The sequence below is a fragment of the Flagellimonas algicola genome, from assembly GCF_005937185.1.
GTDB classification, from domain to species: domain Bacteria; phylum Bacteroidota; class Bacteroidia; order Flavobacteriales; family Flavobacteriaceae; genus Flagellimonas; species Flagellimonas algicola.
The window spans coordinates 1,205,259-1,223,368 of the sequence record NZ_VCNI01000001.1 but is presented as its reverse complement, the minus strand read 5'-3'; the positions used below and the strand labels follow the sequence as shown (position 1 = coordinate 1,223,368).

Here is an 18,110-nt window from a genome sequence, read left to right as displayed (position 1 = left end):
ATAAGGTAAGTGCAATCCGAATATAAAGGTACCCATTAAATCAGCATGCGGAAGAGCAATTATGGTATAAAAAAGTAGGAGCATTTACATGCTCCTACTCAATCATTCAAATTGATTACTGGCGATCGACGGCTTGCACTGAACCATCGGTACCACTAAGATCGGGTCTAAAGGCCCAAAGCTCTTGTATATCACCATGTGTTGTGTCTCCAAAAGCTTTTAAAAACTCCATAAAACTGCCTTCACCATGCACTTCTTCATACCATTGTGGAAATTTGTCCTCTTCGGACATCCATGAGGTACTGTCAAAGAAGTTGACCCACGCCATATCCTGACCGTCGGCATTGTTGAGTTCGTTAAAATAAACACCCCATTGGGAATCAGCATCTTTGGTTTTGAACACTTTGGTAACCTTATCCAAAAGACCCATAAATTCCTGCCCTTTAAAACGTTTGATGTCCAACATGAACACTGCCAGGTTTTTAAGTTTAAAATCTTTGGTGAAATTGGATCTATCCGTATCAAACTTCCAATAGGTGACTGAAGCATCAGCTAAGGCATGAGCAGCCACATTGGCGTTCCAGTCGTCATTGTGACCATTTTCGTCTCCTGGAGCATTATCCATGGAACTCCAAGGGTTGGGTCCCATGCTCCAAATGTATTTGCCAAAGTTCTTACCACTCATCACGAAAAATACATTCGCTGTATAGGCTCCTTCAGAATGGAACTTTTTGTTGTGTGCTGTCAAACCAGCTTCAAATTCGGATATTTTTTCCGGGTTGGCCGTGAGCATAAGATTGGTGAACATACCATACTCTTGGACTTCCTGTGCGGATACCATAAAAGGTACCAGCAGGGCAATTAAGATTAATCTTTTCATTGTGTGTTGGTTTATGTTAGTATAATTATTCTGTTTCTTCTGCCATTTCCTCGGCTGCTTTAGCTGCTGCTGCAACTTCTTGTAACGTAAGGACAATTTCTGTGGGATCCCAATAACCGTATTCCCTAACAATTTTTCCATCAACAAAGCGAAAGGTGAGGTGAATTGGTACACTTATTTCCTTGTCATTGGCAGCCATAGTGCCCTGCCATTCCAACCAGCAATTGACCCAGGTTTCACCGTCATCGGTAATGACCATTTCATATTCTTGCCCTTCCGCTTTAAAGCCTCTTTTGGAATAATTGGCATCAGCCTGCTTATGGTAATCCATAGCTTCCGAGGCAGACATGGTTTTCATGCTATTGTAATTGGTTTTTGATGTATCGGCATACATACTGGTGTCATAACTTTTGCTGTCATAATTGGATAGTAGATGTTTTACAGTGTCAATCTCCGCCGAGGCTTGTGTATACCTTGCCGGTCCTTGATTGCAGGATACAAATAGGGCAATAACACAGCCCAATGCAAATAGTTTTTTCATTGTTGTTGATTTTAGTTAACTAAAAACCCTAGTGATTTTCACTAGGGTGTATTGGATTTTTACTTTGGGGAATAGGCGAGGTCTGGCCTCATTTTTCCAGTAACTTCTTCCATTTTGGTCACATGTTGCATGACTTTCCCATAGATGGCTTGGGCTTCTGGCCCCAACAATTTTTCGTTGGCATCACCCATCATTTCATAGCTGACCCCATCTTTGGCAGCAATGGCCACCATATAAAAGCTTCCCATGGTTCCAAAACCGCTTCGGTATACCCTGTAATGTCTCTTGGAACCTTTGTCCTCGTACATCTTTTTTACGGCTTGCATTCCTTCTTTCATGCCTTTCATGCCTGCAGGTGTGGTGTGTAAATAGTAGAAACGGCGGTAATCTTGACCCTCTGGGGTTTGTGTGATTCCTTCAGGCATATAGGAAAGACTCTTATCCAAGACGATGACGTAGTCTCCATGGGCATCATAGCATTTACCCATATCATCAAAAAGGGTGTCAAAGGCTTCTTCTCCCATTTTATCCCGAAGGGTGCCAAACCCTTTATTGGCCTTAGATATGTCCGATAAGGAGTCGATGGGAGATACAAAGAGATATCGGAAATCATCGGACTGAGTGGATATCCATGCCAAGGTTTGAATGTTGTGCTCCTTGCACTGGTCTGTAAGTTCCTTACTTACTTTTTCATACTCCATGACCATGGAGGGCTTTACCCGGTCCTCATGGACCCAATAGGCTTGGGTGGTTTTTTCCTGGGCTAGAGCCGTACCGGAAATTGCGAATGCGGCCAATGCCACAAACAGCTTACTGTGTAGTGTTTTCATAAGGTTGAAATTAAATGTTGCTATTATGTTGAATTAGTCTCGAAAACGAAAAGCTACAACTTGCTTAATTTCAACCAACATGTATCCACCTAAACATTTGCAAGTAAAGGATCTGCGTATAAAGGGGAACGGAGGGAAAAGGGGGCAGGTAAATGTTAAATTCCCAACTCTTGAATATAGTAAAAAACTGGTAATGAAGGGCTTAAATGGATGAATAAATAGGAATTATTCATCTAAAAAACCAAAACAGGGTGTTTTTCTTACGGTCGGAATACTAAATTATCCCGAATGCATTAAAGATTAGTTTGAAATTAAGGCCGGATAGATGAAGTCGACCAATAATGCTTCGGAATCTTTTTTTAATGTCCAATTGTTGTAGTTACCAGCTGTAATTACGATGATCATATTGTTTTTGGAATCTATATAAATTCGCTGACCCCCATTACCAACGGCAGAGGGAATTAGATGAGCATGATTTGGATTTATGGTTTCGGATTTAAAAATCCAGAACTGATAACCATAACCCACATTGTTGTTTCTCCCAAACCAAATGTGGGGCTGCAAAGCGTTGTTAACCCAGGATTTAGATAGGAGCTGTTTCCCATTCCACTGACCATGATTAGTATATAGCATTCCAAACTTCATTAAATCCCTTGACTTTAGTCTTAACCCAGAAGCTGCAGCTGGAATATCAAGACCAGGAAATTTAGTCCACTCGGAACCGGTTATTCCGAGAGGTGCGAACAAATTCTCCTCGGCATATTCATGAATATTTTTGCCAGTAGCCCTTTCAATGATAGAAGCTAAAAGCTGGGTGGTTCCCCCGTTGTATTCCCATTTTTCTCCTGGGATGTTTTGTAAAGGTCTACTGAGTACAAATTCAATGGGATCATCGCTTGACGTCATCTGGATTTCGCTATTTCTGGAATCCGTATAGGGAACATTTTCATTCCATTCCATACCAGTGGTCATGGTAAGAAGGTGCTCTATCGTTATTTGGGAACGCAATCCAACCTTATAGTTCCCATATTCTGGATAAAAATCAAATATACTTTGGGAGATGCTGTCAATCTTACCGCGTTTAAGTGCAATACCTAAACAAGTGGCGACAATACTCTTCGAAATGCTGCGGACATCATGCAGGCTATCCCTGTGGTGCTGGATAATGCCCAAACTATCTCCCCATAGTTCGTCATGTCCTTTGAAATATGCTTCATAGACCAATTTTTGATTCTTTAAAATCAGTACGCTGTGAATGTTGGGATAACTACCGGATTGGATGGAATCCTCCATTTTCTTTATTAAGATGGAGTCAAGACCATTTTTGGATGGTGAAGCGGTTTCAAACTTGAAATCCTTTCCCGCAGTGATATTGCTTTCTTTCTGTGGTGCCTTGTTTTGACAGGCAATAAGAAGTAAAAAAAATAACAAGGAGGTCGTAATAACAGAAAACTTGGACAGCTTCATAGGAGAGGGTCTTTGAGTTAGTTCTTCAAAGACAATACTTTTTGGCAAGTGTTACATTTGGCACTTTTCTAAATAAAAAATCCCAAGGTCAAGAAAGATGCTTGAACCTTGGGATTTGCACCAACCAAAAAACTACTCAAACGTAAAAGTGTCTTGCACCATCTGGGTGACCCTAAAGTACCCATAAGGGGCATTGCTGGAGTCATCCAGGTTTATGCAGTTTCCTACAAGCGCAACTGGAGTTGCACTAAATGGATCACCTGCGCTGTCAAATTGTTCTATAAGCAATTGCATATAATTGTAATAGTCCTCGGATACACCCAAAAGCTTAATGTCCACAATGTCTCCGGGTTCAAATTCCCTAATATTGTTACTCTCATCCTCAGTCTTTTCGTAATAGAAAGTGGCTTCATTACCATCTATAAATTCGTCCTTGATATCGAAAAGCTCCGGGAGCATATCATTTCTGCTTTGAAAGCGTAGGTAATAATAGTTCTCTATGCCCTCTGGATCTTGAAAAGAAACATTGACCTCCAATGCTTCATCGTCCTCACCATCCTCTTTGGATTGAAACACCTCGGAGATATCGGATACCGGGAACAAAGTTTCCGTTCCCGTATAGCGTTCACCGTTGTGGGTAACATTCAAGGTATATGAATTTTCAAGTACTGGGATGAAGTTGGCAGTAGTGTATCTACCATCATTTTGGTCTTCAAAATTGAAGATTGTCCCAGTATCATTATTTGTAACGGTTACCAGCGCTCCAGTTACTGGGGATGGCATTTGATTGTCATAAAAGGTGGTTGAACTACTCAACAAAATGGTCTGCTCGTTACCGGCAGTTCCTTTTTCCCAATCCAGAGAGGCTTCAATTGTCAATCGGATGGGGCCTTCCGGTACATCTACTTCTATGACATCTGTGCATGATGCCATTAACGACACCAAAGCAATCAATACAATTATATAATAGGATTTCATTTTGTTAGAATTTAAAATTATAGGTTACGGAAGGCACTATGCCAAAGATGGCTGTTCGGGTTGCTTCGTTTGCACCGGTCTCTACATTTTGACCAAAGGAAATGGAAGCCGCGTTCTTTCGGTTAAAAACATTGTAGATGCCAAAGACCCATTCACCCTTCCAACGTTTATGGGGCTTCTTATTGGGTCTGTAAGTTGCCGAAACGTCCAGTCGGTAATAATCCGGAAGCCTGTCTGCATTTCGCTGTGAATAATTGGCAATGGAAATACCTTCATAGATGTATTGTCCATTGGGATAGGTCACGGGTCTACCGGTTTGGTAAATGGCATTGGCCCCAAAACTCCATTTATCATTGAATCTATAAGCTCCAGTGACCGAAATGTCATGGGTTCTGTCAAATGGGGTATTGTACCAGTCTCCATTGTTTATACCAGGCCCACCTGCATTTCCGCCAAACGTTCTTTGTTCCGATTTGGAAAGCGTGTAGGAAATCCATCCGGTTAAATCCCCTTCATTTTTTCGCATTAACAATTCCAAACCATAGGCGCGGGATTCTCCGTTTAAAATTTCTGTTTCGATGGTGTTGTTCCCAATCAAATCGGATCCATCTATGTAGTCTATTCTGTTGTCCACGGTTTTGTAATACACCTCGGCTTCCAAGGAATATTTCTTGTCCATAAAGTTTCTGAAATACCCCAAAGCATACTGGTCGGATAATTGTGGTTTGATGTACTTGCCACTTGGTGTCCATACGTCCAACGGAGTTACCGATGAGGTGTTGGACAGCAAGTGGATATACTGCGCTGCTCGGGAATATCCAAACTTCACAGAGGAGTAATCATTTAACTGGTACGCCAATGAAGCTCGGGGTTCCAAATTGGAAAATGTTTTGATGCTTTCCCCTTTTTTAAAGGAAACCTCATCAATGGGGTCGTTTCGCTGATAAAACTGTAGAGTGTTGTTATAGACCAGCGGCTGGTCATTGGCATAAAGAGACAGCTTTTGCCCGCCCATTCTATTGAAATGGCTAAACCTAACACCATATTGAGCGGTTAACCTATCCGTAAGTTTATGTTCGGCATTGACGTAAGCAGCGCTCTCCAATGCACTTTTTTGCTCCAATTGCAATTCATTAATGGCTGAATCTGGTCCTTTAGGTTTGATTTGCCCTGGATCAAATTCATATTTAAGGGTACTTACCCCAAAATCCAATTTAAAGGCATCGCTGAAATAATACTTGAAATCATACTTGGCATTGTAATTTTTGATGGAGGATATCCAATCAAAGGAAAAATCGTCAATGGACAATTCATAGTCGTACTTGCTATAAATAAGGGATAGGTTGGAGAACAAACGATCATTGAAAATGTGGTTCCATCTTAAATTTCCTGAAGCATTCCCATAACTACTGCTGAATGATCCACCGAATTCAAAAACATCCCGACCGAAATACCCGGAAAGGAACAATTTGTCATTGTCGCTGAGGTTGTAATTGGTCTTTAGGTTAAGGTCATAAAAACTGACGCTGTTTTGTTCTCCTGCCATTTTGAGGAATAAATGGGCATAAGAACCACGACCGGCTACCAGAAAAGATCCCCGATCATTAAAAATGGGACCTTCCGCTGCCAATCTGCTGGAAATGACTCCAATTCCTCCGGTTAGGGCAAAGTTCTTACTATTTCCATCTTTTTGGCGAACATCAAGTACAGACGATACTCTTCCGCCAAACTTTGCTGGGATCCCTCCTTTGTAGAGTTTAAGGTCTTTCACAGCATCGGCATTGAAAACAGAGAAAAAGCCTAGCATGTGTGACGTATTGTAGATAATGGCCTCGTCCAACAATACTAGATTTTGGTCCACTGCACCACCCCTAACATGAAACCCACTGGAACCTTCTCCGTTGTTGGTGACTCCAGGTAAAATTTGCAAGGATTTGATAATATCCACCTCGCCCAAAACCACGGGCATCTGTTTTACCGTTTTAATATTGAGCTTGGACACGCTCATTTCCGGTTTTCTTAGGATAGCGCGTTCCGGTTCCTCAGCTGTCACTTCAACCTCGTCCAATTGGGTTGAGAATTCCTCAATCTCCATGTCCATTTTTAAATTCTGGTTCAATTGGATGGGCATTGAAATTTCTTTGTATCCCATATGGGAGAAGACCAAGATGTATTCCCCACTTGGTGCGGTTAAGGAATAAAAGCCATATTCGTTGGTAATGGCACCGATGGTGGTTCCTTCCAGAAAAATGGAAGTTCCAAAAAGGGTCTCCCCATTGATTTTGTCGGTAACATTCCCGCTAATGGTAAAATTTTGCTGTGCTTGGATGGTGAGACCGCCCAATAAGAGACATAGTCCGGTCCATAACCAGGGAAGCCTAAGCCTTCCGGTTTTTTGTTTCATGTTTTTTGATTTAATGAATTATGTAAATCCCTTTTTAGGATTTGTTTGCCTTAAGGACAGGGGTGGATAGGAAAGGGTTGCATGGAGGTAACTTTTTTTTTTGATTTTTTTTGATTTCCAAATGGGATTATTGCGGGATTTCAGGTGTTCATATGGATGACAATGTCGTTCAGCTAAGAATCAAATGAATACCCAAAAAGATTGGTTAAATTCAACCTCAATAACACAAATACTTAACAATGAAGCGACTTTTGCCGATACTGATTATGACCATTCTGCTTGCATCATGCGCTGAGAAACCTAAGATTCCCGTGTATGCTTGGCTGGGGGGACCTGGAAATGCAACTGATGCGGAAATTACCACCGAATTCAAAGACCTAAAAGCAAAAGGTATTGATGGACTCATGTACAATGGGGGCCATGATCCGGCCACCTATAAAAGAGTGGGAAAACTGGCCAAGGAGGCCGGATTGGAATTCCATACTTGGATTCCTACCATGGTACAGGGTAAAAATCCAAAGTTGAAAAAGGAATGGTATGCCATAAACGGAAATGGAGAATCAGCTTTTGACAAACCGGCCTATGTGTCACATTATACCTTTTTATGTCCCAACAAAGAAGGGGTCTATAACTTTTTGGCCGATTTATACGGAAGTGTGGCCGAGGTGGAAGAGGTAGATGGAATTCATTTGGATTATATCCGATTTCCCGATGTGATTTTGGCCCGCGGCCTTTGGGATAAATATGGCTTGGTCATGGACAGGGAGTTCCCGCAATTTGACTACTGCTATTGTGATCAGTGCACTTCTGATTTCCATTCTAAAACCGGTATTGACATTAAAGAAGTGGAAGATCCATCCCAAGTATCCGAATGGCTGCAATACCGGTACGATTTAATCACTAGCATGGTCAATAGACTTACCGAAGTAGTTCACTCCAAAAACAAGAAGATCAATGCTGCGGTATTTCCAGGACCGTCCATTTCCAAAAAGCTAGTAAGGCAGGAGTGGAACAATTGGAATCTGGACGCCATTTATCCCATGAATTACAATGATTTTTATTTGGAAGGTCCCGAATGGGTCGGAGAAATGACCAAGGAAGAAGTTGCAGCCGCAAAAAATGGAGCTCCGGTGTACAGCGGTCTCTTTATTTGTCCCAAGCCTGAAAAGAAGGGAAGTGAAAAAGATCCGGAAAATCATGGACTGCTTCCCGAAGAAATTGGGACTGCCATTGCTACTTCCATGCAAAATGGCGCAGCTGGCATATGCCTTTTTACCCCACGTAGAATGACCGACGCTCACTGGGTTGCTTTTGACGAAGCCATCCACAAAGATTATAGCCAACGTTAGTTTTCATATTTTCAATTGGTATGCCCGATAGTTTGCTGAGCTATCGGGTTTTTTTATTCCAACTAACAATCCATCCACTGATTCATACAATTCAGTCATTCTTTTTGTGCTTCAAAAGGACTTAGATCCAATTTTGGGGTGTAAATCATAAAAACGAAAAGTAATGAAATCAGCAATCTTAAGCTTCGGAATGATACTCTGTATGGTTTCCATTGCCTCTGCACAGACCACAGCCACATTAAAAGTGCAGATACAAGACATTGAAAGTGATGAGGGAATGCTTCGGGTTGGGTTATACGACTCGGCCCAAAATTGGTTGGAAAAAACCTTCAAAAGCAAAAGCAGCACTATTGTGGATGGTAAATGTGAGGTTGTTTTCGATAATGTTCCGTATGGATTCTACGGCATTTCCGTGTATCATGATGAAAACAACAACGGAAAAATGGACAAATACCTTGGTTTTTATCCGAAGGAAAATTATGCCTGTAGCAATCAGGCTCCGGCTAAATATGGCCCTCCGGAGTGGAAAGATGCCAAATTCATCATCAATCAAAAAACGAATCAGCAACTTATAAAACTTTAAAACCATGAAGAAGATTTTAGTAGTACTAGTTATTTGTGTAACCAGTGTGGCAACCGCCCAAGATCAGTATGCCAAAGGAATGCAAAAAGCATTTCAACTTTGGGGCGAACAAAAGCCCACGGAGGCTTCCAACCTTTTTGAACGGATTGCCATGGCGGAACAGGATAATTGGATTCCCCATTATTATGTGGCTCACGTCAATACCATTCATTCATTTGGTGAGAAAGATTTTGAAAAACTATCCAATCAATTGGAAAAAGCAAAAGAATTTTTGGATTTGGCAAAGGCCATTTCTCCAGACAATCCGGAGTTGATAGTTTTGGAGGCGTTGATCAATACGGCTTGGATTGCCTATGATGGAGCTACGTATGGGATGACACTTTCTGGTAAGAATTTTCAATTGTACGAGCAGGCCCTGGCCATGGCACCACAAAATCCTCGTGTTATACTGTCCAAAGCGGAATGGGATATGGGCAGCGCCAAATATTTCGGTAAGGATATAACACCCTATTGTAAGGACGTAGAAAGGTCCTTGGAACTTTTTGCTAATTTTAGCAATGATACACCCTTCTATCCTTCTTGGGGAAAAGATCGGGCGGAGGTTGTCCTTAATCAATGTGGCGAATGAAAATATCACTAAAATATATCGGCAAGTTATTGGCCACAGCCATACTGATAGGGCTAATTATTGCCGGAATATTTATTGGCCTTAGGGCGCTTTCGGGAAGGTCGGTATCTTTTGATATGGACCTTTTCCGTGAGATAGGGTATTACATATTCTACTCCATTGTGTTAAGCATGATCAATGGGATTTATTACGATTATCTGAATCACAAAGTGGTATGGAAACGCTATGCAAAGTACCGCTTGATCATTGGAGCACTTGGCAGTGTGATTCTCACCATGCTTGGAATTTTCTGGATAAGAATCGTGATCAATATTGGTTTTGAAGGCGAAAATTGGGAGGATTTCATCGCAGGTGAAAGGGCCATTTATTATGTGGTGGCCCTATTGATTACCATTGTTATTTCGGTTTTTTTCCATGCCTTTTATTTCTACAGGAATTGGCAGGAAAAAAGGGTCAAGGAGCAGAAAATCATTGCAGGTTCCGCTTCCGCTCGCTTTGATGCCTTAAAGAATCAATTGGATCCCCATTTTCTGTTCAATAGTTTGAATGTCTTGACCAGCTTGATTGAGGAAGACCCTTCCCAAGCCCAAAAGTTTACCACATCGCTTTCCAAAGTATATCGATATGTTTTGGAGCAAAAAAACAAGGACCTGGTAACGGTGGACGAAGAGCTCAACTTTGCACGTACCTATGTCAGGTTGCTTAAGATGCGGTTTGAAGACAGTATTGTTTTTGATATTCCGGAGAAGAGCAGCATACCTGAAGCCAAAATTGTCCCTTTGTCCTTACAATTACTATTGGAAAATGCGGTGAAGCATAATGTGGTCACAGCCGCCAAACCCTTGCACATCAAAGTAGAAGAAAAAGCAGGAACCCTAATGGTCAGCAATAATCTTCAGGAAAAACAGGTCGTCAAAAAAGGTAGCGGGGTGGGACTTCAGAATATCAAGCAACGTTATAGTATTTTAACGGATAGAGCAGTGGAAATTGGTAAAACCAAATTAAAATTCAGTGTGGCGTTGCCTATGCTTACCCAAAATTTGAGCGTGGTGGAGACCCAGCAGAGTTACATTGCCGAAAAACGCTATATAAAGGCCAAAGAACGGGTGAAGGCCATAAAGGACTTCTATTCCAACCTTACGGCCTATTGCATTGTTATACCCTTCCTCTGGTGGCTCAATTTCAGGACAACAGACTTTTTATGGGCCTTTTTTCCAACACTGGGCTGGGGTTTTGGACTCTTAATGCACGGGATGGAAGCTTTCGGGACAAACCCGCTTTGGGGCAAACGCTGGGAAGAACGGAAGATTAAAGAGCTTATGGAGAAAGAGGATTTTTAGTCTCTAGTCTTTGGTCTTACGTCTCATATCTCATATCTCATCCCAGTAACAACTCATCCCAAGAAAATAACAATTGGCTCCTTCTCTTTTTTTATCCTAACTGTTTGTTCCGAATTTTGAAGTGTAATTCAAACCAAAGTTGAACATCAATATAAAACAAATGGAAAATTATAGAGACTTTAAATACGAGAGAGCTAAAGAACGAGTCAAAGAACTTAAAGGTTTTTACAGCAGCTTAATCAGCTATTGTATTGTTATTCCAATATTGGCGTATGTCAATTACCAAACAACAAGTTTTCCCTGGGTACTTTTTCCGGCCATAGGTTGGGGGATAGGCCTAATCGCTCAGTGGATGAATGCCACCGGACATCATCCCATTTTAGGAAAAAACTGGGAAGAGCGAAAAATTAAGGAGTACATGAACAGCAACGAATTCTAACGAATCCTTATCTTTAATAACCTTGCTAAACACCAACCAACATGGACAATTTCAATAAAGAGAACAAGTATATCAGGGCAAAGGAACGCGTAGATGAACTAAAAAAATTCTACGCCAACTTGGGGTCTTATATTGTAGTTATCTCAATACTGGCTCTCATTAATTACCTGACCATCGGATTTGGTTATATGTGGTTTTTATGGGCCGCGTTCGGATGGGGGATTGGAATTTTCTTTCATGCCCTCAAAACCTTTGACCTTAATCCCTTTTTTGGAAGAAAATGGGAAGAACGTAAAATAAAACAGTTGATGGAAGAGGGGGAGGATAAAAATAAATGGAGATAATCATGGAACATTTTGATCAAGAAAAATACAAAAGAGCTAAAAAGAAGATTGAGGAACTCAAAGGATTTTACATCCATTTGGCCGTTTACACAATCATCAACACCTTTATTTTGGTGAATATCTATATGCATACGGACGACTTTTGGCAATGGCCCCACTTTGTAACTTTATTGGCTTGGGGAATCGGTCTGGCGTTCCATGCTTCCAAAGTTTTTGGTTTCAACCTTTTGTTTGGAAAGGATTGGGAGGAAAAACAGATTCAAAAGTATATTGAGGAGGACGAAAAAGAAATGGACAAGTACCGCTAATGGAACCGGAAGTTGCAAAATATGAGAAGGCCCAGAAAAAGACCAGGAAAATCAGGGGTTTTTACACCCATGTCTTTGTATTCCTGTTGGTCAATACCATATTATGGCTGGTAAAGGCGGATACCAGTCGCATGATCATAGAGGCAACCGGTATTCAGGAAGTGGGCTTTGCCAACTATCTGCACTGGCAATTTTGGACCATTACCTTGAGTTGGGCCGCAATTATACTTATTCAAGGTCTTACCTTGTTTGGTAGACCGTTGATCGCGAAATGGGAGCACCGGAAAATGCAAGAGTTTATGAACAAAGAAAATAACGGCTTCCACGAACACTAATTTACAATGGCTATAATGAACGTAATTATTATTGAGGATGAAAAACCGGCAGCTAGAAGATTAAGCCGTTTACTTTCTGATTTGGGCGTGCATGTCTCCATGATGCTCCATTCGGTGGAAGAATCCATTGAATGGTTTCAAAACAATCCCCACCCTGATCTGATTTTTTTGGATATCCAACTTTCGGATGGTTTGTCCTTTGAAATTTTTGAAATTGTAGAGGTAAAAAGTGCTATCATTTTCACTACTGCCTATGACGAATATGCACTCCAAGCTTTCAAGTTGAACAGCATAGATTATTTGTTAAAACCAATAGATGATGAAGAGCTGGAAAGTGCCATAAAAAAATATCAAAATTTTAAGCCTGGAAACCAGAAAATTTCGGTCGATTTTAACGATATAAAAAAGCTCTTGGTAAACCCTTTGGAAAGAGAGTACAAAAAAAGGTTCACGGTAAAAGTTGGACAACATCTGAAGATTATCAATGCAGACGAGGTGGAATGCTTTTACAGTGAAAACAAAGGAACCTATGCGGCCACTTCCGAAGGAAGAAATTATTTATTGGATACCACTTTGGAAAATTTGGAAGAAGAGCTTTCGCCCAAAATGTTTTTTAGGGTAAGCCGAAAGTTTTATGTGAACGTAAATCACGTCAAAGACATCATTTCTTACACCAATTCCAGGCTCCAAATCAAGCTAAATCGGTATAATGAGCAGGAAATTATAGTAAGTAGGGAGCGCGTAAAAGATTTTAAGTTATGGTTAGAGTGAAGGTAAATAAAAACCTGACTATCAAAATTATAACGCTATTATAAAACAACTATAAATTTTCTTTATACTGTGTTTTTTTCCTTCAAACGGCTTAATTCTCCTCAATTCTGTTGTCATCAAAGGCAGAGGGGAGTAATTTGGGTATCAATTTAATAAAAATCGGTAAAAGAACCGCTCCTCCAGGTAACATAAAAATGGCCAAAGAAGGAACACTTTTGAAAACATCCAACAGCTGATTTTGAACTTTTTTCTTTTCGTCAGAACTTAATTCCTTAACCGCAGATTTAGATAATAAGGTTACCAATTCTTTACTTTCAGCAAGTTCTTTTTTTAATCTTTTGCTATTTCGGAGAATTAATTTGCTAACGTTTTTAGACATTCCATCATAGAATTGTGAGGCCAAATTCTTGTTATTTAAATAGGATACTTTATCCCTGTTTTTTTCAAAGAAATCCTTCACGTTTTCCAAGGCCAATTTTACCTCATTTTCGGTCTTTTCCAAGTCCGTTCCGAGACCAAAAATATAATCCGATTCTGTGTAGTTCAATGTCTGGTCTTCCCAGATGGTCAAGCAGGCCATATCCAAAAAATATTGGCGCTCTTCAGGAGTGAAATTGGAGCACAATAAATCCCGATAGGTACCATCAAAATTTGCATTGTTCAGATCCACATAAGTCAGTGAAGAGGCCAAAAGTTGCATCAGTTTGGCATCCTTTTCATCCGTTTCTTTCGAATTTAAGGTCTGGTACGCAATGTTCATGATCACATATTCCAACTTTTGGGCATGCTCCATGATGGGGGAATATCCTTTGAGGTAAACCCTGAAAATGAGAATGTCGACATAAAGAAGTGAATTGGTCAAACTGTTCCCAAGAGCCCTGTTAAATGCATTTCCCCCTAAATAGATTCTTGAATCCAGTAATTTTTCAAGCTGGTTTTCTGTGTGACCACCCGCCAAAATCTTGTTTAGAAATGAAATTTTTCCAACTTCAAGTGATTGGTAATAAGCAAAAACTGTGTTCACAAAGAGGTCAAACTCCACCTCTCCTTTTTCAAACCTGAACGTATAATAAAGCGCGGTCAACAGGTTTATTTTGGCTATTTCATCTTCCGTGAGCTCGTGCTGTACGGGAATAAAATCAGAAATCCCAAGGTGGATGCCATAGATAAACCCGTTGTTCTTCAGTTCCTGGTATAGACTTTCAAAGTCGGGGAAGTGTAGGCGCTCTTTTTGGACTAGATGTCCAAACTTATTGATCCATCCGGAAGCAGAAGGGTTCATTGGGCAAAGATTTACCATTCAAAATAAAGGAAATTATGGCACTTAGGATAGACCAATTTTTGTTTTGCAACAAATTTGATGCGTGAGGTAAAATCTTTTAGGGGCGCATGCTCTGGTTTTACTGGGGGTTCAGTGTCCAATGATAATGGTCATATTCCTTGAAGTATTCCAACCCTAGTTTTGACAAAAATTAAAATCAAAGAACATGGGAAAAAAAGGAATTTTTGTTTTGGCAATACTTATGGCCATGATAACGAATGTATGGGCACAAGATGTACCTGGCAATGACGATACCAGCAAGTGGCAGTTTCGCTTAAGGGGAATTGTTGTGACTCCGGATGAGAGTGCTGATATTGAGACTATTGGGGGGGATGCATCCATATCCACGGCCGTCGTTCCAGAATTTGATATCTCTTATTTTTTTGATGAAAACTGGTCCCTCGAATTAATTTTGGCCACAACCAAGCACGATGTGGAAGCTGTTGGAACAGCTGCTGGCGATTTGGATTTGGGGCATGTTTGGCTGCTTCCTCCAACCTTGACCGGTCAATATCACTTTACAGGAGGGGATTTTGTTCCTTATGTCGGAGCAGGATTAAACCTTACTTTGTTCTATGGTGTTGATGAAGGCCCTGTTGCTGACGATGTGGATTATGACACTAGCATTGGATATGCTTTGCAAGGCGGATTTGACTATATGCTCAACGATAAATGGTTTTTGAACCTTGATGTGAAGAAGCTCTTCCTAAATACCGATGCAACCGTGAATGCTACCACCGCTCTGGGTGCCACTGTAGGTGCCGATGTGGATATCAACCCTTGGATTATTGGATTTGGAGTAGGGGTAAAATTATAAGAACCAGTATTGGTTTTTAGGTTTATTTTGATGGTGGGAACGGCTTGTTTGGCAAGCCGTTCCTTTTTTTGTTTAATTAATACCTTCCACACGTTTTATGGGTCTGACTTCCACCCGCCAAATCCCCTCTTCAAACCTGGGGTCTTGTTTGGCAATGGCTACAGCTTCTTCCATATCGTTGGCCAATAGGTGATAATACCCGGAAATAATTTCTTTGGTTTCGTTATAAGGGCCATCTATAATCTTCCCATTTTGGTAGGATAGCATGGTACCTTCCATTTCCAAAGGTTGAGCCGATTTCATTTTACCTTCCTCCGTGAGCCGTTGGAGATATCCTCCAACTTTTTCAATGTGCTGTTGCATTTGTTCAGGGGATAAATTGGCCTTGGGCGATTCTTCACTTCGGATAAGCAATAAAAATTCTCTCATGATTTTCTTGTTTTTGGATTAAAATTCAACCCTAGGACAATTGGGAAGGTAAGTTAGGGACAAGGTCCTGAATTTTTTTTGACAAAAGTTCCTTATCTCTTGGGTTTGCCGTCAGACGCTGGGCATTTTGATAGGCCTCCAGCGCTTTGTCCCATTCCTGATTTCGCTTATAAAGTTCACCCAACGTAAAGGGGTACATATAGTACTGCCCTATATCAGATTGGGAGGCTAGCACTTCTAATGCTTCAATGGCTTTGGTAGCTCCCTCAACTTCGGAAAGAACAACAGCCCGGTTTAGTGCTACAATAGGAGATTGTTCCAAGGAGAGCAGTTGGTCATATAAACCCAAAATGTCATTCCATTTGGTTTGCTCATAGGTAGGAGCTGCACAATGATGGGCAGAAATGGTAGCCAAAAGAGCATATTTTGAAATCTTGTGGCTTTGGGTCACCTCTTCCAAATATTGCATACCAGTTTGAATGGAGTTCTCATCCCACAAGCTCCTGTCCTGTTCCTTAAGGTCTAATACTTTGCCGTCTTTGGAGACCCTGGAGTTAAACCTCGAAACATTGAAATACATAAGCGCCAATAGCGAATGGAGGTCTGTTTTTAGCTGGACGCTTTTACTTTCCTGAAGCAATTGGGCCAAGCGAATTGCCTCAAGACAAAGGTCAAATCGGATAATTTCATTTTTACTGGAAGGAAAATACCCTTCATTGAACAACAGATAAATGGTTTTTAAAACTGCATCCAGTCGTTGGTTGATTACTTTCTCATTAACAAGCTCCAAACTTACCTGGCGCAATTGTTTTCTACCCCTTACCAAACGCTTGTTGATGGTTTCGGTGTTGGAGAAGAAAGCATGGGCAATTTCTTGAATACTAAAACCAGAGAGAATCTTTAAAACAAGGGCTATTTGGGAATTTTCGGAAACGGAAGGGTGGCAACAGCAGAACATCATCCGTAGTTGGCTGTCCGCAATAAGTTCTTCCGAAAAGGGAACCGCACTCTCCAAATTCGGTTTTAAACTGTTCTTTGCTGCATAATCCCTTTGGTACTTGCCGCGTTTGATGGTATTGAGTGATAGGTTTTTTGCGGTAGTATATAGCCAGGCTTTGGGGTTGTCGGGAACGCCGTTCATTTCCCAGTGAGATGTGGCCCTTAACATGGTTTCCTGTACAATATCTTCTGCCGTTTCTACATGATGGTTTCCTAAATATCTGGAAATTACGGCAACAAGCTTCCCATATTCGGTTCTAAAAAAATGGGAGGTGAGAGTGTTACCGGAATTTTCCAAAGACTCATCCATGGCTCGAATAATTTTTAACCTAAGTTACTTCAGAATAAGCCGAAATCCATGAACCTCTAATCCTTCTTGCTCAAAATCCAATTTGGGATAGCGAAGAAAACCCAATTTTCGATACATCTTTCGAGCAGGTTTCATGTAGGCGGTGGAATGAATCAATACTTGCATATTTCCATGTTCTTTGGCCTTGTCAATACAAACCATACTTAGGGCTTTACCCACACCCAGACCCCTGGCAGAGGAACTAACTGCCAACAATCGAAAACCTGAGGCATTTTTCATCTGTGGGGCCATTCCTCCGGAACCGTAGTACTTCATATCCCCAAAATAAAGGACACCGCCTAGAATTTTCTGGGAAGGGGATACGGCCACCAGCAGTTCTGTATTCGGTTTTTTGGTAAAGTCACCTATGTTGGCAAGGGTATGGTAATATCCAGGCTGGTCTTCTTGCTTGGGAAATCCATCTAGACCCGAATAGACCTCCACCATAAGTTGCCCAATTTGTTGAAATTCGGAAGGAAGGGCATTGCGTATGGTAAAGGAGTCGTCTTTTTTGAGGCTTTCAAAGTGGATTGCATAGCGTTCCGAAAAACTACTTTCCTTAAGATTTTGTTCCAAAGTATCCAGTTTTTTTAAAAGGGCATCGTCCACAACTTCCTGAAGCACTTCTTGAATTCTATTCCATTCCTTTTCAAACTTAGGGAGCAGTCTTTTTCCTTTTTTTGAAAGTCGTATCAAAGTCTTTCGTTGGTCCAATGCATCTTTTTGATGCTCCAAATAACCCTGCTCTTTCATTTTTCGGGTGGTTTTGATCATGGCAGGGTGGGAGAATCCTAAAGTTTGGGCCATTTCCGTTACCGTAAGGGTGTTCCGCTGTTTCAGCAATAAAAAAATAACATGCCAGTTGGGTTCCAATGCCAGATTCATGTTGGAATAGTGGTTCACTGTACTGGCCACTATACTTTCATTCAGTCTCTTTATACGGGCAGTGAAGCCCAAATGTTTGAGTTCTTGTAAAAAATCACGTTCCATAGAAATTA

The 18,110-nt window shown here is 41.0% G+C and carries 20 protein-coding genes; 10 read left to right on the top strand and 10 right to left on the bottom strand.

Annotation, left to right across the window (positions count from 1 at the left end; genetic code table 11):
- Positions 1 to 115: 115 nt before the first annotated feature.
- The 6 genes from FGG15_RS05430 to FGG15_RS05405 form a co-directional block, all read right to left on the bottom strand.
- The gene (locus FGG15_RS05430) at positions 116 to 880 is read right to left on the bottom strand and encodes a hypothetical protein (RefSeq protein ID WP_138833999.1); all 765 of its coding nucleotides are present in this window, start codon (positions 878 to 880) and stop codon (positions 116 to 118) included.
- Positions 881 to 905: 25 nt separating this feature from the next.
- Positions 906 to 1,421, bottom strand: a complete 516-nt coding sequence (locus FGG15_RS05425) for a nuclear transport factor 2 family protein (protein WP_138833997.1) — start codon at positions 1,419 to 1,421, stop codon at positions 906 to 908.
- A gap of 59 nt (positions 1,422 to 1,480) precedes the next feature.
- Positions 1,481 to 2,251: a hypothetical protein gene (locus FGG15_RS05420; protein WP_138833995.1), complete on the bottom strand. Its 771-nt coding sequence runs from the start codon at positions 2,249 to 2,251 to the stop codon at positions 1,481 to 1,483.
- A 300-nt stretch (positions 2,252 to 2,551) separates the two neighbouring features.
- Complete coding sequence (locus tag FGG15_RS05415; RefSeq protein WP_138833993.1) at positions 2,552 to 3,718, bottom strand: serine hydrolase domain-containing protein; 1,167 nt, start codon at positions 3,716 to 3,718, stop codon at positions 2,552 to 2,554.
- Positions 3,719 to 3,850: 132 nt separating this feature from the next.
- Entirely contained in the window at positions 3,851 to 4,696 is an 846-nt protein-coding gene (locus tag FGG15_RS05410; protein WP_138833991.1) for a DUF4249 domain-containing protein, read from the bottom strand.
- A gap of 4 nt (positions 4,697 to 4,700) precedes the next feature.
- On the bottom strand, positions 4,701 to 7,100 hold the full coding sequence (locus FGG15_RS05405) for a TonB-dependent receptor (protein ID WP_138833989.1): 2,400 nt from the start codon (positions 7,098 to 7,100) through the stop codon (positions 4,701 to 4,703).
- A gap of 239 nt (positions 7,101 to 7,339) precedes the next feature.
- On the opposite strand from FGG15_RS05405, the gene FGG15_RS05400 reads away from it, so the two are divergent.
- From FGG15_RS05400 to FGG15_RS05360, 9 genes are all read left to right on the top strand, one after another.
- Positions 7,340 to 8,449, top strand: a complete 1,110-nt coding sequence (locus FGG15_RS05400) for a glycoside hydrolase family protein (protein WP_138833987.1) — start codon at positions 7,340 to 7,342, stop codon at positions 8,447 to 8,449.
- Between the two features lie 163 nt (positions 8,450 to 8,612).
- Positions 8,613 to 9,032: a DUF2141 domain-containing protein gene (locus tag FGG15_RS05395; protein ID WP_138833985.1), complete on the top strand. Its 420-nt coding sequence runs from the start codon at positions 8,613 to 8,615 to the stop codon at positions 9,030 to 9,032.
- Between the two features lie 4 nt (positions 9,033 to 9,036).
- Entirely contained in the window at positions 9,037 to 9,660 is a 624-nt protein-coding gene (locus FGG15_RS05390) for a tetratricopeptide repeat protein (protein ID WP_138833983.1), read from the top strand.
- Complete coding sequence (locus FGG15_RS05385) at positions 9,657 to 11,000, top strand: 2TM domain-containing protein (protein WP_138833981.1); 1,344 nt, start codon at positions 9,657 to 9,659, stop codon at positions 10,998 to 11,000. The genes FGG15_RS05390 and FGG15_RS05385 overlap by 4 nt, the downstream gene beginning before the upstream one ends.
- Positions 11,001 to 11,160: 160 nt before the next feature.
- Entirely contained in the window at positions 11,161 to 11,439 is a 279-nt protein-coding gene (locus tag FGG15_RS05380; RefSeq protein ID WP_138833979.1) for a 2TM domain-containing protein, read from the top strand.
- 41 nt (positions 11,440 to 11,480) lie between these two features.
- On the top strand, positions 11,481 to 11,783 hold the full coding sequence (locus FGG15_RS05375; protein ID WP_138833977.1) for a 2TM domain-containing protein: 303 nt from the start codon (positions 11,481 to 11,483) through the stop codon (positions 11,781 to 11,783).
- 2 nt (positions 11,784 to 11,785) lie between these two features.
- A complete protein-coding gene (locus tag FGG15_RS05370; protein ID WP_138833975.1) occupies positions 11,786 to 12,091 on the top strand; it encodes a 2TM domain-containing protein in 306 nt (101 codons plus the stop codon).
- Complete coding sequence (locus FGG15_RS05365; protein ID WP_138833973.1) at positions 12,091 to 12,426, top strand: 2TM domain-containing protein; 336 nt, start codon at positions 12,091 to 12,093, stop codon at positions 12,424 to 12,426. Before FGG15_RS05370 ends, FGG15_RS05365 begins: the two co-directional genes overlap by 1 nt.
- Before the next feature lie 15 nt (positions 12,427 to 12,441).
- Positions 12,442 to 13,197, top strand: coding sequence for a LytR/AlgR family response regulator transcription factor (locus tag FGG15_RS05360; RefSeq protein ID WP_138833971.1), 756 nt, complete (start codon positions 12,442 to 12,444; stop codon positions 13,195 to 13,197).
- 91 nt (positions 13,198 to 13,288) lie between these two features.
- Here FGG15_RS05360 and FGG15_RS05355 read toward each other — a convergent pair whose 3' ends face one another.
- The gene (locus tag FGG15_RS05355) at positions 13,289 to 14,479 is read right to left on the bottom strand and encodes an LETM1-related biofilm-associated protein (RefSeq protein ID WP_138833968.1); all 1,191 of its coding nucleotides are present in this window, start codon (positions 14,477 to 14,479) and stop codon (positions 13,289 to 13,291) included.
- A gap of 205 nt (positions 14,480 to 14,684) precedes the next feature.
- Here FGG15_RS05355 and FGG15_RS05350 point away from each other — a divergent pair, with 205 nt between their 5' ends.
- The gene (locus FGG15_RS05350) at positions 14,685 to 15,335 is read left to right on the top strand and encodes an OmpW/AlkL family protein (RefSeq protein ID WP_138833966.1); all 651 of its coding nucleotides are present in this window, start codon (positions 14,685 to 14,687) and stop codon (positions 15,333 to 15,335) included.
- Between the two features lie 72 nt (positions 15,336 to 15,407).
- On the opposite strand, the gene FGG15_RS05345 is transcribed toward FGG15_RS05350, so the two are convergent.
- From FGG15_RS05345 to FGG15_RS05335, 3 genes are read right to left on the bottom strand one after another with little or no spacing between them, the layout of a single operon-like run.
- A complete protein-coding gene (locus FGG15_RS05345) occupies positions 15,408 to 15,764 on the bottom strand; it encodes a YciI family protein (RefSeq protein WP_138833963.1) in 357 nt (118 codons plus the stop codon).
- A gap of 31 nt (positions 15,765 to 15,795) precedes the next feature.
- Entirely contained in the window at positions 15,796 to 17,073 is a 1,278-nt protein-coding gene (locus FGG15_RS05340; protein ID WP_138833961.1) for an RNA polymerase sigma factor, read from the bottom strand.
- 24 nt (positions 17,074 to 17,097) lie between these two features.
- A complete protein-coding gene (locus FGG15_RS05335; protein ID WP_138833958.1) occupies positions 17,098 to 18,102 on the bottom strand; it encodes a bifunctional helix-turn-helix transcriptional regulator/GNAT family N-acetyltransferase in 1,005 nt (334 codons plus the stop codon).
- Positions 18,103 to 18,110: the final 8 nt, after the last annotated feature.